The 14,062-nt window shown below is 67.9% G+C and carries 12 protein-coding genes; 4 read left to right on the forward strand and 8 right to left on the reverse strand.

Annotated elements, in window-relative coordinates:
* Nucleotides 1–15: 15 nt before the first annotated feature.
* Nucleotides 16–1,836 (reverse strand): AMP-dependent synthetase/ligase, encoded by a 1,821-nt coding sequence (locus AC1DK9_RS05705; protein ID WP_476915274.1) that lies wholly within the window; start codon nucleotides 1,834–1,836, stop codon nucleotides 16–18.
* A 188-nt stretch (nucleotides 1,837–2,024) separates the two neighbouring features.
* On the opposite strand from AC1DK9_RS05705, the gene AC1DK9_RS05710 reads away from it, so the two are divergent.
* Nucleotides 2,025–3,113: an ROK family glucokinase gene (locus AC1DK9_RS05710; protein WP_476863602.1), complete on the forward strand. Its 1,089-nt coding sequence runs from the start codon at nucleotides 2,025–2,027 to the stop codon at nucleotides 3,111–3,113.
* 55 nt (nucleotides 3,114–3,168) lie between these two features.
* Here AC1DK9_RS05710 and AC1DK9_RS05715 read toward each other — a convergent pair whose 3' ends face one another.
* Genes AC1DK9_RS05715 through AC1DK9_RS05725 form a run of 3 tightly spaced genes read right to left on the reverse strand, consistent with a single transcriptional unit; the run spans nucleotide 3,169 to nucleotide 5,337 of the window.
* On the reverse strand, nucleotides 3,169–3,717 hold the full coding sequence (locus AC1DK9_RS05715; RefSeq protein WP_476915275.1) for a hypothetical protein: 549 nt from the start codon (nucleotides 3,715–3,717) through the stop codon (nucleotides 3,169–3,171).
* A complete protein-coding gene (locus AC1DK9_RS05720; RefSeq protein WP_476915276.1) occupies nucleotides 3,710–4,513 on the reverse strand; it encodes an alpha/beta hydrolase in 804 nt (267 codons plus the stop codon). Before AC1DK9_RS05720 ends, AC1DK9_RS05715 begins: the two co-directional genes overlap by 8 nt.
* Nucleotides 4,510–5,337, reverse strand: a complete 828-nt coding sequence (locus AC1DK9_RS05725; RefSeq protein ID WP_476915277.1) for an alpha/beta hydrolase — start codon at nucleotides 5,335–5,337, stop codon at nucleotides 4,510–4,512. The genes AC1DK9_RS05720 and AC1DK9_RS05725 overlap by 4 nt, the downstream gene beginning before the upstream one ends.
* A 111-nt stretch (nucleotides 5,338–5,448) precedes the next feature.
* Here AC1DK9_RS05725 and AC1DK9_RS05730 point away from each other — a divergent pair, with 111 nt between their 5' ends.
* Together AC1DK9_RS05730 and AC1DK9_RS05735 are read left to right on the forward strand one after the other, a co-directional pair.
* On the forward strand, nucleotides 5,449–6,189 hold the full coding sequence (locus AC1DK9_RS05730; protein ID WP_476915278.1) for a lysophospholipid acyltransferase family protein: 741 nt from the start codon (nucleotides 5,449–5,451) through the stop codon (nucleotides 6,187–6,189).
* Nucleotides 6,190–6,311: 122 nt separating this feature from the next.
* Entirely contained in the window at nucleotides 6,312–7,700 is a 1,389-nt protein-coding gene (locus tag AC1DK9_RS05735; RefSeq protein ID WP_476915613.1) for a class II 3-deoxy-7-phosphoheptulonate synthase, read from the forward strand.
* Nucleotides 7,701–7,843: 143 nt separating this feature from the next.
* Here the strand turns inward: AC1DK9_RS05735 and AC1DK9_RS05740 are convergent, their stop codons facing one another.
* On the reverse strand, nucleotides 7,844–9,967 hold the full coding sequence (locus AC1DK9_RS05740; protein WP_476915279.1) for a protein kinase domain-containing protein: 2,124 nt from the start codon (nucleotides 9,965–9,967) through the stop codon (nucleotides 7,844–7,846).
* Nucleotides 9,968–10,072: 105 nt separating this feature from the next.
* Nucleotides 10,073–11,485, reverse strand: coding sequence for a LysM peptidoglycan-binding domain-containing protein (locus AC1DK9_RS05745; protein ID WP_476863596.1), 1,413 nt, complete (start codon nucleotides 11,483–11,485; stop codon nucleotides 10,073–10,075).
* A gap of 315 nt (nucleotides 11,486–11,800) precedes the next feature.
* On the opposite strand from AC1DK9_RS05745, the gene AC1DK9_RS05750 reads away from it, so the two are divergent.
* On the forward strand, nucleotides 11,801–12,154 hold the full coding sequence (locus tag AC1DK9_RS05750) for an Rv2175c family DNA-binding protein (RefSeq protein WP_476863595.1): 354 nt from the start codon (nucleotides 11,801–11,803) through the stop codon (nucleotides 12,152–12,154).
* 107 nt (nucleotides 12,155–12,261) lie between these two features.
* Here AC1DK9_RS05750 and AC1DK9_RS05755 read toward each other — a convergent pair whose 3' ends face one another.
* Together AC1DK9_RS05755 and AC1DK9_RS05760 are read right to left on the reverse strand one after the other, a co-directional pair.
* Nucleotides 12,262–13,356: a polyprenyl synthetase family protein gene (locus AC1DK9_RS05755; protein ID WP_476863594.1), complete on the reverse strand. Its 1,095-nt coding sequence runs from the start codon at nucleotides 13,354–13,356 to the stop codon at nucleotides 12,262–12,264.
* The gene (locus tag AC1DK9_RS05760) at nucleotides 13,353–13,886 is read right to left on the reverse strand and encodes a hypothetical protein (protein WP_476915280.1); all 534 of its coding nucleotides are present in this window, start codon (nucleotides 13,884–13,886) and stop codon (nucleotides 13,353–13,355) included. Before AC1DK9_RS05760 ends, AC1DK9_RS05755 begins: the two co-directional genes overlap by 4 nt.
* Between the last annotated feature and the right edge of the window lie 176 nt (nucleotides 13,887–14,062).

The raw sequence follows: 14,062 nt of genomic DNA on the forward strand, positions 1-14,062 counted from the left end.
GTCGTTCGAGTGGTATCAGGCGTGGGTGGTCCGCTTGGCGGAGTACATCTCCTCGATCACGTTCTCGAAGTCCTTCATGACCTGGGCGCGCTTGACCTTCATGGACGGCGTCAGGTGGCCGGAGGCCTCGGTGAAGTCGGAGGGCACAATGCGGAACGACTTGATCGCCTCGGCCTGGGACACCGACTGGTTCGCGTGGTTGATCAGCTCCTGGACCGCCGCCTTGACGGCGGGGTTCTCCGCTGCCTCCACCACGGTCGTCGACGCCGGCAGGCCGTGGCGCTGCAGCCAGCCCGGGAGCGCCTCCTCGTCCAGCGTCACGAGGGCGCCGATGAACGGACGGTTATCGCCCACCACGAGGACCTGCGAGACCAGCGCGTCGGCACGGATCTGGTCCTCGAGCAGGGCCGGCACGACGTTCTTGCCGCCGGCGGTGACAATGATTTCCTTCTTCCGCCCGGTGATGGTCAGGAAGCCCTGCCCGTCGAGCTGGCCGATGTCGCCGGTGCGGAACCAGCCGTCCACGAATGCCTCGGCCGTGAGATCCTCCCGGTTGAAGTAGCCGCGCATGACGCACACGCCCTTCGCGAGGATCTCGCCGTCCTCCGCGATCCGCACAGCGTTGCCGGGGATCGGGGCGCCGACCGTGCCGATCTTGATCAGGCCGGGCGTGTTGACCGTGACCGGGGCGGTGGTTTCGGTCAGGCCGTAGCCCTCGAGGATCTGCAGGCCGATGCCCTGGAAGAAGTGGCCGAGCCGTTCGCCGAGCGGGCCGCCGCCGGACACCGCGTGCGCGACCTGGCCGCCCATTGCGTCGCGGAGCTTGCCGTAGACGAGCTTGTCGAACAGGGTGTGTTTGAGCCGCAGGCCCAGGCCCAGCTTGCCCGCCTGGCGGGCCCGCGAATAGGCGATGGCGGTTTCCGCGGCGCGATGGAAGATCGCTCCCTTGCCGCCGTCCTCGGCCTTGGTCAGGGCCGAGTTGTAGACCTTTTCGAAGACCCGGGGGACGGCCAGGATGAACGTCGGCTTGTAGCTTTGCAGGTCCGGCAGCAGGTTCTTGATGTCGGGGGTGTGGGCCACGGTGACGCCCGCAGCAACCGCCAGTACCGAAATGAAACGGGCGAAGACGTGCGCGAGCGGCAGGAACATGATGGTCTTGGCCTGCTCGTGCACGATCTGGCCGAGGGAGGTGGCCAGGACGTTGTCCGAGAGCTCCACGAAGTTGCCGTGCGTCAGTTCGCAGCCCTTTGGCCGGCCCGTGGTGCCGGAGGTGTAGATGATTGTGGCGAGGTCCGTGAGCGAGGCCTGGCTGCGGCGGGCTTCCAGTTCGGCGTCGGTGATCGCGGCGCCGGCGGCGCGGACCTCGTCGAGGGCGTCGCCTTCCAGCTGCCAGACATTCTTCAGCGCGGACAGGCCCTCGGAGCTCGCGGCCTGCCGGATGATGTCCTCGTGGTGGGCGGATTCGCCGAAGGCCGCGACGGCGCCGGAGTCGCCCAGGTTCCAGGCGACCTGCGAGGGGGAGGACGTTTCGTAGATCGGGACCGAGACGGCGCCGGCGAACCAGATCGCGAAGTCGATGAGGGCCCATTCGTACCGGGTGCGGGACATGATGCCGACCCTGTCGCCGGCCGCCACGCCACTGGCCATCAGGCCCTTGGCGAGCAGGGAGACATCAGCCAGGAAATCGGTGGCCCGGACGTCCTGCCACTGGCCCGCGGCGTCGAGCCGTGAGAACAGGGCCGGATTGGACGCCTTGGCTGCCTGGCGCAAGACCAGGTCCGTGACGTTCGTCTCCGGGGGGACGGTGACCAGGGGCGGGACACTGATTTCTCGCACGATAGCTCCTTTGATATCCATTGACCCGCAAGGGGGTACGGCTAACAGTAGTATGTGGCCCCGAGTTGGGTGTGTTCCACTTCACCTACTGGCGAGTAACTTTACGGTCAAGGCTTGCGTTTCGCCACCCGGCAGGGCGTCGGCGGCTCCGCTGTCGCGGCCTGGGGCGGGCCCTAGAATGGGGAACGATGCATACTCCAAAACCCGGCCAGAAGTCCGGACCGCAGCGCAGGACGGCCGCCTGGCGGCGCCGGGTACAGGGCCTTCCCGGCGCCACCGAGGCCGGCAGCTTCCGCGGACACCTGCGGCTCGGGCGCAAGGGCCTCGCGATCGGCATCGACATCGGCGGCACCAAGGTTGCGGCCGGTGTCGTGGACGCCGAAGGCCGCATTTTGAGCCAGGCCAAACGCTCCACGCCCGGCAGCGATCCGCGCGCCGTCGAGCAGGTGATCGTGGAGCTCGTGGAGGAACTGGGCCGGGGCCACCGGATCGGGTCGGTCGGCATCGGGGCTGCCGGCTGGATGGACCTCGACGGCGCCACCGTGCTGTTCAGCCCGCACCTGGCCTGGCGCAACGAACCGCTGCGCGAAAACCTGCAACGGCTGCTCCGCCGCCCCGTGCTGCTGACCAACGACGCCGACGCCGCCGGCTGGGCGGAGTGGCGCTTTGGCGCCGGGAGGGGCGAGAGCCGGCTGGTCTGCATTACCCTGGGCACCGGAATCGGCGGCGCCATGGTGATGGACGGCCGGCTCGAACGCGGCCGCTTCGGCGTGGCCGGTGAATTCGGCCACCAGATCATCATGCCCGGCGGCCACCGCTGCGAGTGCGGCAACCGCGGCTGCTGGGAACAGTACGCCTCGGGGAACGCGCTCGGCCGTGAAGCCAGGGAACTAGCCGCAGCCAACTCACCGGTGGCCCAGGAACTTCTCGACGCTGTGGACGGCCACGCCGACCGGATCACCGGTGTGATCGTCACCGAACTCGCCAAGGCCGGAAACCACACTGCCCGTGAACTTCTCGAAGACGTGGGGGAATGGCTTGGCCTGGGGCTGGCGAACCTGGCAGCGGCCCTGGACCCGGGCACCTTCGTCATCGGCGGCGGCCTCTGCGACGCAGGCGAACTGCTCGTGGAACCGGCACGGAAGGCTTTTGCCCGGAACCTGACCGGCCGCGGGTTCCGCCCGGCGGCCGCCATTGAACTGGCCGCGCTGGGGCCCAATGCCGGGCTGATCGGCGCGGCGGACCTCTCCCGGGTCAGCAGCCGGACCCGCGGCTAGCCGGACGCGGAGTTAGCCGCGCCAGGGCCCGAACCGACGGCTCAGCAGCAGCGTGCTAGACGCGGGCCCCGTCGTCGTTCTCATCCTTTTCCTGCGGCAGCTTCATGATCAGGAACACCACCGAGGCAGCGAAAGCTAACACCATGCCAAGGACTGCCATCAGTGGTGCGCTCCGCCAGAAAATGGCGGACAGCAGCAGGGCAATCGGGCCGCCGACGGCACCCAGCCACGCGAGCGTCGTCAGCGGGTCGGATCCGGCGAGGCTGGGCGGTTCCTCGGGGACGAACGCGCCGTCGTCGTCGTCAGGCTCGTAGTCCCGCGGGCCACTCGCGCGCCCGCTATCCTCGTGGCCGTCAATTCGGTCCGGGGCCGCCGGCCGGCTCCCGGCCGGAGGTTCGACTGGAGCCTGCGCGGGAGCGGCAAGGCCCAGCGGGTCGAAGTCGCGGAAAGTCCGCGGGGCCGGGCTCGCGGCTCCGGCGCCACCGGCAGGCCCGGACTCGGTGCCCTCAAGCCGGGCAACCAGATCAAGCCAGACGGCGTCGTCATCGTTCGCGCTGGAGTCCGGGGAATCGGGGTCCGGCGTCCCGGGGTCGGATCTAGTCATCTGCCGTTTCTTTCTGGCTGGCGCTGGGGGTGCCCTGGCTCCGACCTTCCACGACCGATCGGATGAATTCGGCTGTGCCCTGGAAGATCCGGGGCGCGTCGTTGTCCATGGTAGCCACGTGGTAGCTGTTCTCCAGCGCGATGACCTCCAGCCGGGCGTTCGTCAGGCCGCGGCGCAGGGCAGCCAGGCTGGCGTCGGAGACGACGTGGTCCACGGTGGACCGGTAAACCCGGACCGGGGCGGTGATCCGGGGCAACAACCGCACGGTGTCTTTGAACATCTTGTTCAGCTCGTGGGCCGCGGCGACAGGGGTGCGCGGATAAGCGCCCTCGTCCACGCCTTCTTTGAGGATGTCGTTGGCAATCGCTGGGGTGCTCTTCAGCACAAACTTGAGGATCCCGGCCAGCGGCGCCCGGGGATCGTCGATGACCAGGCCCGGATTCACCAGCACCGCCCCGGCCACGGGACGGGTGGCCGCGAGCCGCAGCGCCAAGGCGCCGCCCATTGAAAGGCCGGCCACCACAACGTGGTCGCACTCCTCAGCCAGTTCCAGGTAGGCGGCGTCGAGTCCCGCGTGCCAGTCCTGCCAGCGGGTCCGGGCCAGCTCCTGCCAGCTCGTTCCGTGCCCGGCCAGCAGCGGCATCCGGACTGCGTAGCCCGCTGCAGCCAGGGACTCCGCCCAAGCCCGGACGCCGTGCGGGCTGCCGGTGAAACCATGGGAAACCACGACGCCGGTCCGGGGACCGGATCCGGTGAACGGGCTGCTGAACGGCGAGTGGTCGGGGGCTGTGCTCATGGCTGCTCCGTGTTCATGGCTGCGCTGGGTTTGACGGCTGGGCTGGGTTTGATGGCTGACGTGTCCGCGTGCTCCCGGAAGAAGCGCTCGGACTGCGAAAAGATTACGGGAGCGTCGACGTCGAGCGTTGCAACGTGGCCACTGTCCGGCAGCGGCACGACCGTAAGCTCCCGCGAGCCAAGGCGGCGGCGGAGCAGCTCCAGCGAGCTCGGCGGCACCACTGCGTCGGTGTCGGACTTGAACACCAGCGCCGGAGCTGTGATAGCGGGCAACTCGCGCAGGGTTGCGGTGAACAGCTTGCGCAGCTGGTGGACGGCCGCCAGCGGAGTCAGCGAGTAGTCGCCGTCCTCGGTGGCTGCCGCCGTCGACTCCGACTCCTGCAGCGGGACCGTGGTGCGCTGCAGGTATTTGAGCAGCCCGATGTAGCGCACCCGGCGGTCGTAGAAGCTGAGGCCGGGGTTGACGACGGCGACGCCGGCCACCCGGTGGCGGGCGGCAGTACGCAGGGCGATGGTCCCGCCCATGGAGAGGCCCGCCACGAAGCACGAGCCGGTTCCCGCCGCCAGCTCGAGGTACGCCTCCTCGAAGGCGCCGTACCAGTCCTGCCAGCCGTGCCGTGCGAGGTCCCGCCAATCGGTGCCGTGGCCGGGCAGCAAGGGAACGGAGACGGCAAACCCTAGGGAGGCCAGGTGCTCGGCCCAGGGGAGCACGCTCAGGGGGCTTCCGGTGAAGCCGTGGCAGATGGCGACGCCGGTACCTGCGTTGTCGCCGTGGCCGGGGTAGCGAAAAGCGGCAGGCGCCATCGGAGTGCTGCTTTCGCTCATGAGCCCATCGTGTCACTGTTCGCGACAAAACTCACTAGAGTAGGGTGTCATTGAAGTCCTGGCCGGGCCCGAGGAAGGGCCGGCCAGACGCCTGCCGKAGAGGTACACCACGTGTTTTATTGGTTCATGAAGACGTTCGTCCTTGGGCCTGTCCTGAAGACGCTCTTCCGGCCGTGGGTCAAGGGCTTGGACAACGTTCCGGCCGAGGGCGCCGCGATCCTGGCCTCCARCCACCTGTCTTTCTCCGACTCCATCTTTATGCCGCTCATGGTGCCCCGCCCGGTCGTGTTCCTGGCTAAATCGGAATACTTCACCGGCAAGGGAATCAAAGGAAAACTGACGGCTGCCTTCTTCCGCCTGACCAACCAGCTGCCGATGGACCGGTCCGGGGGAGCGGCGTCCGCCCGCTCGCTCGACGCCGGCATGGATGTGCTCAAGAACGGCTCGCTCCTGGGCATCTACCCCGAGGGAACCCGCAGCCCGGATGCCCGGCTGTACCGCGGGAAGGTGGGTGTTGCCCGGCTCGCCCTGCAGGCCCGGGTCCCGGTGATCCCGGTCGCGATGATCGGCACCGACAAGGTTCAGCCCATCGGCAAGCGGATGCCCAACATCCGGCGGATTGGGATGATCTTCGGCGAGCCCCTGGACTTCAGCCGCTACTACGGGATGGAAGATGACCGCCTGATCCAGCGTTCCGTGACGGACGAGATCATGTACGAATTGATGCGGCTCTCCGGCCAGGAATACGTCGACGAGTACGCTGCCGTCGTCAAACTGCGGCTCGCCGGAAAAGCTACCGAGGCGCCGGAGGCCGGTGCCGGCCCGGAACCGGAGAAGCCCGGAACTGTGTGACGAAGCGCCCGCAGTCAATGACGCCGGGCGCCCCCGTTCAACCCCGGGGCAACTATCCTTAGAGGGTGACTGAGCTATCTGCGCCTTCGACGTCCCTGAACACTTCCACGCCGGCCGGTACCTTGGCCGGTTCCGCCCTGACCGGGTCTGCTTTCACCAGCACGGCCCAGAGCGGTGCCGCCAACTATCCGGGACTGGACCACTGGCGGGAGCTGCCCGCTTCGCAACAGCCCAGCTGGTCCGATCCCGCGGTCTTTGAAGCCTCAGTCAAGGAACTTTCCGTACTGCCCCCGCTGGTCTTCGCCGGCGAAGTGGACATCCTGCGCGAACGCCTCGCCGCGGCTGCGCAGGGCAAGGCATTCCTGCTCCAGGGCGGGGACTGCGCGGAAACCTTCGAAGCCGCCACCGCGGACAAGATCAGCGCCCGGGTCAAGACGATCCTGCAGATGGCAGTGGTCCTCACCTATGGTGCGGCGATGCCCGTGATCAAGATGGGCCGGATGGCGGGCCAGTTCGCGAAGCCGCGCTCCTCCAACGATGAAACTCGCGACGGCGTAACCCTGCCGGCCTACCGCGGCGACATCGTCAACGGCTACGACTTCACCCCGGAATCCCGGGCCCACGACGCCAGTCGAATGCTCAAGGCGTACCACACCTCGGCGTCGACCCTGAACCTGATCCGGGCGTTCACGCAGGGCGGTTTCGCGGACCTGCGGCTGGTGCACCAGTGGAACAAGGGCTTCACCGAGAACCCGGCGCACGCGCGCTACGAATCCCTGGCCCGCGACATCGACCGGGCCATCAAGTTCATGTCCTCCTGCGGGGCGGACTTCGAAGCACTCAAGCGCGTGGAGTTCTACGCCAGCCACGAGGCCCTGCTGCTGGACTACGAGCGCGCCCTGACCCGCATCGACTCCCGCACCGGCCTGCCCTACGACACCTCGGCGCACTTCCTGTGGATCGGGGAGCGCACCCGCGAACTGGACCACGCGCACGTTGATTTCCTCTCCCGCGTCCGGAACCCGATCGGCGTCAAGCTGGGCCCCTCGACCACCGGCGATGACGCGCTGCGCCTGATCGACAAGCTCGACCCCAACCGGGAACCGGGCCGCCTGACCTTCATCACCCGGATGGGTGCCGGCAACATCAGGGAGAAATTGCCGCCGATCGTCGAACGCGTCACCGCCTCCGGAGCCCAGGTCCTGTGGGTCACCGACCCGATGCACGGCAACACGGTAACCTCGCCCAACGGCTACAAGACGCGCAACTTCGACGACGTCATCGACGAGGTGCGCGGCTTCTTCGAAGTCCACCACGGCCTCGGCACCGTCCCGGGCGGCCTGCACGTGGAGATGACCGGCGACGACGTGGCAGAGTGCCTGGGCGGCGCCGACCCGATCGACCAGGACGCCTTCCTGGACCGCTACGAGTCGGTCTGCGATCCTCGGCTGAACCACATGCAGTCCCTCGAAATGGCATTCCTGGTGGCCGGAGCCCTCGCCAAGCGCTAGGCCGCAACCCGCCGGCCCCCGGCACAGCAAAGAGCTCCGCCCCGGCTGATTCCAGCCGGGGCGGAGCCCTTGGTGCAGCAGGCACACCCGCCGAAGCGGCCGGTCGAAGCGGGGCGGCCGAAGCGGGCCCGCCGGGGTCAGGCTCAGGTCACGGTGATGGTCACGAGGGAGCCTTCGGGCTGCCGCCCGGTCTTGTCCTGGCCGGCGACGAGGCCGAGCACGGAGGAGCCGAAGGCGTAGTTGACCTTCACCTCGAAACCGGCATCCTTGAGCGCCTGGACCGCTTCCTCCTCCGGTTTGCGGAACACGTCCGGAACCTGGACGAACTTGGGCCCCTTGGAGATTGTCAGGGTCACGGTGCCACCCTTGGTGAGATTTCCGGTGGCCGGGTCCTGGGCGGCAACCGATCCCTTGGGCACATCGCGGTCAAAGACGGTTTCCGGGGCGACGACGGCTTTGAGTCCGGCGGCTTCGATGGTCTTCACCGCGGTCTCCTGGTCTTTGCCGCGGAGATCGGGCACCGGGATAGGCTGCGGGCCCTTGGAGACCGTCAGCCCCACGGGTGTTCCGTGTTTGGCGGGGGTGCCCTTGGCCGGTTTTTGGGCCAGCACGGTCCCGGCCGCCGCGGCCTCGTCGTAGCGCTCAGTGATCGGGCCTAGGGCCATGCCGGCGCCGTTGAGGGCCTTCTTCGCCGCGTCGAGCGACTTACCTGTCAGCTGGGGCAGGGGAAACAGCTCCGGACCCTTCGAAACGGCCAGCGAGACGGACTCGAATTTGCGTACGACCTGGCCGGCCTGCGGCTCCGAGCCCACCACGAGGCCCGGGGAAACGTTGTCGTCAAAGACATCCCGGGTCGTTGATTGGAAACCGGCGGTGCGGAGCAACTGCTGTGCCTCGGCCACCGTCTTGTTGGCCAGCTGCGGGATGGTCCCCGGGGACCCCGGGCCCATGCCGAAAAACCAGCCGGCGCCGGCCGCGAGCAACGCCACGAGGACCAGCACCAGGATCCAGGCCAGGCCCCGGCGCCGCGGGTTCCCCGCCCGCAGGCTGCGGCTGGGGGTAGCCGCCGCGCGCTGCCGTGCCTTCTCCTCGTCGCGGTCCTGCTTGCGCTGCGCCCGCTTGCTCGCGGGCTCAGGCAGGCCCTCCGGAGCTTCGTCCGGGTAGGCCGCCGCGTCGTGTTCCTCCGGAGTGGCGAGCGGGCCGTAGGCGCCCGGCCGGGGCCTGCCGGCGAGGATGGTGGTCGGGTTGCTGGCGCGGTTGATGACTTCCGTGGGCTCCTGGACGGCGCCGAGGAATTCCGTGTGCGCGTCCGCGGCTGCCTGACGCGGTTCTGCCAAGGGTGCTCCGGGGGTGGCGCCGGCGCCTGCCGCCCCGCCCGCGACGGCCGCCGGCAGGGCAGCCGGGGGTCGGAGGTCCAGCTCGGTGTCGCTGAGGTTGGTTCGGATGTGCCGGAGTTCGAAGAGCAAGGCGTTGCCGTCGACAGGGCGCTTGTCCGGGTCATTGGCCGTGCACCACTGGACGAGCTCGTCGAGTTCTTCCGCCAGCCCCGGGACCAGGTCCGACGGCGGTCCGACGGTGGAGTTCACGTGCTGGTAGGCGACCTGGATCGGCACCTCGCCCTCGAACGGCTGGCTGCCGGTGAGCATCTCGTAGAGCATGATTCCGAGGGCATAGATGTCACTGCGGGCGTCGGCCTGCCGGCCCAGCACGAGTTCGGGGGAGAGGTAGGCCACGGTCCCGATCAGGGCGCCGGTGCTGGTGGTCGTCGTGATGGCCCGCGCCAGCCCGAAGTCGCCGATCTTGATCCGTCCGTCGTCGGCGATGAGCACGTTCTCGGGCTTGACGTCCCGGTGGATGAGGCCGGCCGCGTGGGCGGCTCCGAGTCCCTCCACCACCGGGTCGATCAGTGCCAGCGCAAGCCTCGGCGTGAGGGCGCCCTTTTCCTTGATCACATCCCGCAGCGTGTGGCCCTTGATGTACTCCATCACCAGATAAGCCAGCGGACCGTCATCGCCCTGGTCCAGGACCCCCACGACGTGCGGGTGCGAGAGCCGGGCGGCGGCCTTGGCTTCGCGGCCCAGCCGATCCAGGAATTGCGGGTCGCCGGCCATGTGCGGATGCAGGAGCTTGAGTGCCACGTCCCGCTCGAGCCGGCGGTCGGTGGCGAGGTAGACCGTGGACATTCCGCCCCGGGCCAGCTTGGATCGAATCAGGTACCGGTTGTCCACCAGGGTCCCGACGAGAGCGTCCGATGTGTATTCCTGCACCCTTTGATCCTAAGCTCTGCACGGAAACGGGTCCGGATTGACATGCAACCCGGACCCGTAACGTTACGCGACGGAGGTCTCAGTCCCCGCGCGATGCTGGTGGTTTTAGCTGAAGGTCTTCTGCAGCGCCTTGATCGACGCCACATAGGCCTTCGTATCTTCGTACATGCCCTTTGTGCTCACCGAATACTGTCCCTGGTAGTACCCCGCGATGGCGTAGTCCAGGTTCTTGCTGGTCGCGACCAGCTGGCGGATGATGGCGATGCCGGCCGTGGCGTTGTCGTACGGGTCCAGCAGGTTCAGCTTGCGGCCCACGAGGTCCGAGGCCCAGCCGCCCGAGGACGGAATGACCTGCATGGTGCCGATCGCGTTCGCGGGGGAGACCGAGCGGTGGTTGAAGCCTGACTCCTGGTAGGCGAAGGCCATGGCCAGCGACGGCGAGACGCCCATCCGGCGTGCCGTGTCTGCCACGATCTGCTTCATCTGTTCACGGGTGGGAACCGGCGAGGCATTGAGCAGCGCCTTGTTCTGGTTAGCGGAGCTGACCACGGCCTTCGGGTAGCTGAAACCCAGGAAGGTGCTGGGCACCAAGGGGGTAACCGCGGCTGGTGGCTGGCTGGAGGCCGGCTTGATGGTGCTGGTGCTTGCGCCGGGAATGACGAGTTTGTGTCCGGGGTAGATGATGCTGCTCATGGTCAGCCGGTTTGCCGACAGGACGGCGGAGAGCTTCACTCCGTGCCGGGCAGCGATACCGGAGAGCGTGTCGCCCGACTTGATGGTGTAGGACCCTGAGCTGACGGGGGCCGGGACAGGCTTCGGCGCCGCCGGCCGGGCGGGTGCGGCCTTCGGGGCTGCGGCGCGGGGGGCTGGAGCTGCCGCGGCGGCTCCGATGTTGATCCTCTGGCCCGGGTAGATCACGGAGCGGGCGCTGAGCCCGTTCCGGCTGAAGACATCCGCGAGCCTGACGCCGTGGCGCGCGGCAATCCCGCTCAGAGTGTCGCCGGACTTGACGGTGTAGACACTGCCACCGGTACGTGCCGGAGCCGCCTTCGGCGGTGCAGCTTTCGCCGGAGCTGCCTTGGCGGCGGGGCCGCTGGCGGAACCCGTGAGCTTGATCCTCTGGCCGGGGTAGATCACAGACCGGGGCTGCAAGTTGTTCAGCTTGAGCAGTGCGTGGGTGTTCAGGCCATACCTGTGGGCGATCGCGCTGATCGTATCGCCACGGACAATCGTGTACCGCGCCGGAGCGGCGACCTTGGCCGGTTGGAACGAGGCCGGAACGGTGGCCGGAACCGCCGCGGCAGGGATCAGGGCCGAAGACACCGCCGAGCTGGCCTGTCCCTGTGCCTTCATGGCCGCCGCGAGCGTCGCCGGGATCGCCCGCGGACGGGCTTCGGCAGCTGCCGGCTGCGCGATCGCCAAGGACGAAAGCACGACGGCGGGAAGCGCCGCCGTCGTCGCCGCAATCAGCGGGAGGCCGGGCCTCGGGTTGTGCTTCGGCGAACGTGACGTCGTCATGGGAAAGATCCTCTTCTCAGCGGCGAACCCCGCAGGACAGACAGTGTTACTGGTGTTACCAGTGTGACTGAAGATACTGCAGTTACAAATGTGATCCATGCGAATCTCTCATGAATTGCGAAATAGCACAAGAACTGTTTGACATTCTGCAATGACACCCGCGGGAGTGTCTTGCCCCGGGCGTCCGGCTGGTCGCCCGGGGCGGCGCCGCCGGGGGGCTTATTTGTTGTCCCATTTATACGTTGGATTAAGCGGTCGAATTAATGGGTCGTGGCTGACTAGGCGCATTCCGCCCCGGCATGGCAATCTTGATCCGTGAGTACTGTAGAAAGCCTCGTAGGCGAATGGCTGCCCCTGCCCGACGTAGCACAGCTGCTGGACGTGTCCATCACCAAGGTTCATGCGCTGCTCGACGAGCGCGCACTGGCGGCGGTGCGGATCGGTGACCGGCGGATCCGCTCCGTGCCCGCGGCGTTCATCCAGGACGGCCACGCGGTGGAGAGCCTCAAGGGCACGATCGTTGTCCTGGCCGACGCCGGCTATTCGGACGAAGAACTCATCACCTGGCTGTTCACCCCGGACGAGTCCCTGCGGGGCCGTCCGATCGACGCCCTCCGCGAAGGACGCAAGACGGAAATCCGCCGCCGGGCCCAGACGATGGCCTGGTAGTACTGCGGTTCCTGCTAATACGGCGAAGGCCGTGCCCGGCGTGTAACGCTGGGCACGGCCTTTGTTGTCCCTGTTGGTCTTGAACCCGCCTGCGGATTCCCGTCCGTTCAGGCTGTGCGGCTGACAGCGGCCTCGGCGAGTTTCCGGAGCGCCGTCTTGGGCAGTTCCTCGAGCGGGAGCAGGTCCAGGGCGTCGAAGGCTGCCTTGCCGAATTCCTCGATCAGGACCTCCGTGGCCTGCAGTGCCCCGCAGTCGACGATGATGCGCCGGATCTCCTCGACGTCGCCGGTGCTCAGGTCAGGGCTGCCGAGCTTCGCATCGATGAAGCTCGATTCGGCGGGAGTCGCCTGGTCGAGGGCGAAGGCCACCAGCACGGTGCGCTTGCCTTCGCGGAGATCGTCGCCCGCGGGCTTCCCGGTGGTGACGGGGTCGCCGAAGACGCCCAGCACATCGTCCCGCAGCTGGAAGGCCTCGCCCAGGGGGAGCGCGAACGCGGAGTAGCCGCGCAGCAGATCGTCCGAGGCGCCGGCCAAGGCGCCGCCCAGCGCGAGCGGGTGCTCGGTGGAGTACTTGGCCGACTTGAAGCGGATGATGGACTGGGCACGGCTGACCGCCCCGGCCCGGTCGCGGTGCGGGCCGGCCACTTCTTCCAGGATGTCCAGGTACTGGCCGGCCATGACCTCGGCGCGCATCAGGTTGAAGATGAGCCGCGCCTGGCTGCCGGAGGCCGCGCGATCGCCGATTTCAGTAAACGATTCTTCGCTGAAGGACAGGCACAGGTCACCGGTGAGGATCGCCGCCGCGTGGCCGAAGCGTTCCGGATCCAGCGCCCAACCCTGGCTCGCGTGCAGCTCACTGAAACGGCGGTGCACACTGGGACCGCCCCGGCGGGTGTCCGAGCGGTCAATGATGTCGTCGTGGATCAGTGCCGCGGCCTGGAACAGCTCCAGCGCCGAGCCGGCGGTGACCACCTCGCGGGCCGCGGCGCCGCCGCCCGCGCCGCGCCAGCCCCAGTAGCACATCAGGGCGCGGAGGCGCTTGCCGCCGGTGACCAGGTTGGAGATGGACCCCATGAGCGGGTCGATGTCCGGGGAGATGGCGGACATCACCGTCGAACGCGAGGTAAGGAAGTCGGTCAGCTTGCCGGCGACGGCGGCCACGAAATCCGCCTGCTCAACCCGGAGTTGTTCGGCCAGGCTCACTTGACGGACTCGGCGGCGACGTTGGCGCCAATCGTGAAGGTGGAGATCCCGGCGGCCTCGACGACAGCCAGGTTCACGGTTTCGTTGTCCCCGCGCAGGAAGTCCTTGGAGGCCACCGAGCCGACGGTGCCGCCCGGGACTGCCTTGAATCCCTGGCTTTTCAGTTGCTTGCTGTAGTACGACACGACGTCGGCTGCCGGCGAGGTGATCTTGGCCACCAGGGCAACGGTCGCGGGGGCGCCGCTCTTGTCAAAACTGCTTGATTCCACCTGTGCGCCCGGCATCACCGGCAGCAGTTTCTTGGGGAAGCCCTCCACAAGGGCGCCTACGGTGGCGGAGGTGCCGGGTTTGGCGGAGGGGCTGGGGGGAGCCGTGGTGGAAGGCTGGGCGGTGGACTGCGCGGCCGCTGCGGGCTCGGACGCCGCAGTGGACGACGCTGCCGGGCCGGGGGTGCACGCGGCCAGGGCCAGCAAGACGCCAGCGGCGCCCACAGCCGTCACGGCGCGCTTGCGCTCTCCAATAACCTTCACGGGGGCATTCCTCCTAGTGTTGACGCCGGATCAGCCTCCAGTTTAGTCAGTACCTACGCATAGGATTGATGTGTGGGGCCGGACAGGGAAAATCAGATCGATAAACACAGCGAGAATCACGCCGAGAAGCACGCCGGGACACAGTTCAGCGAGGCGGGTCTTCGCGAACTCCGGCG

The sequence above is a fragment of the Arthrobacter sp. 01T414 genome (assembly GCF_056398965.1).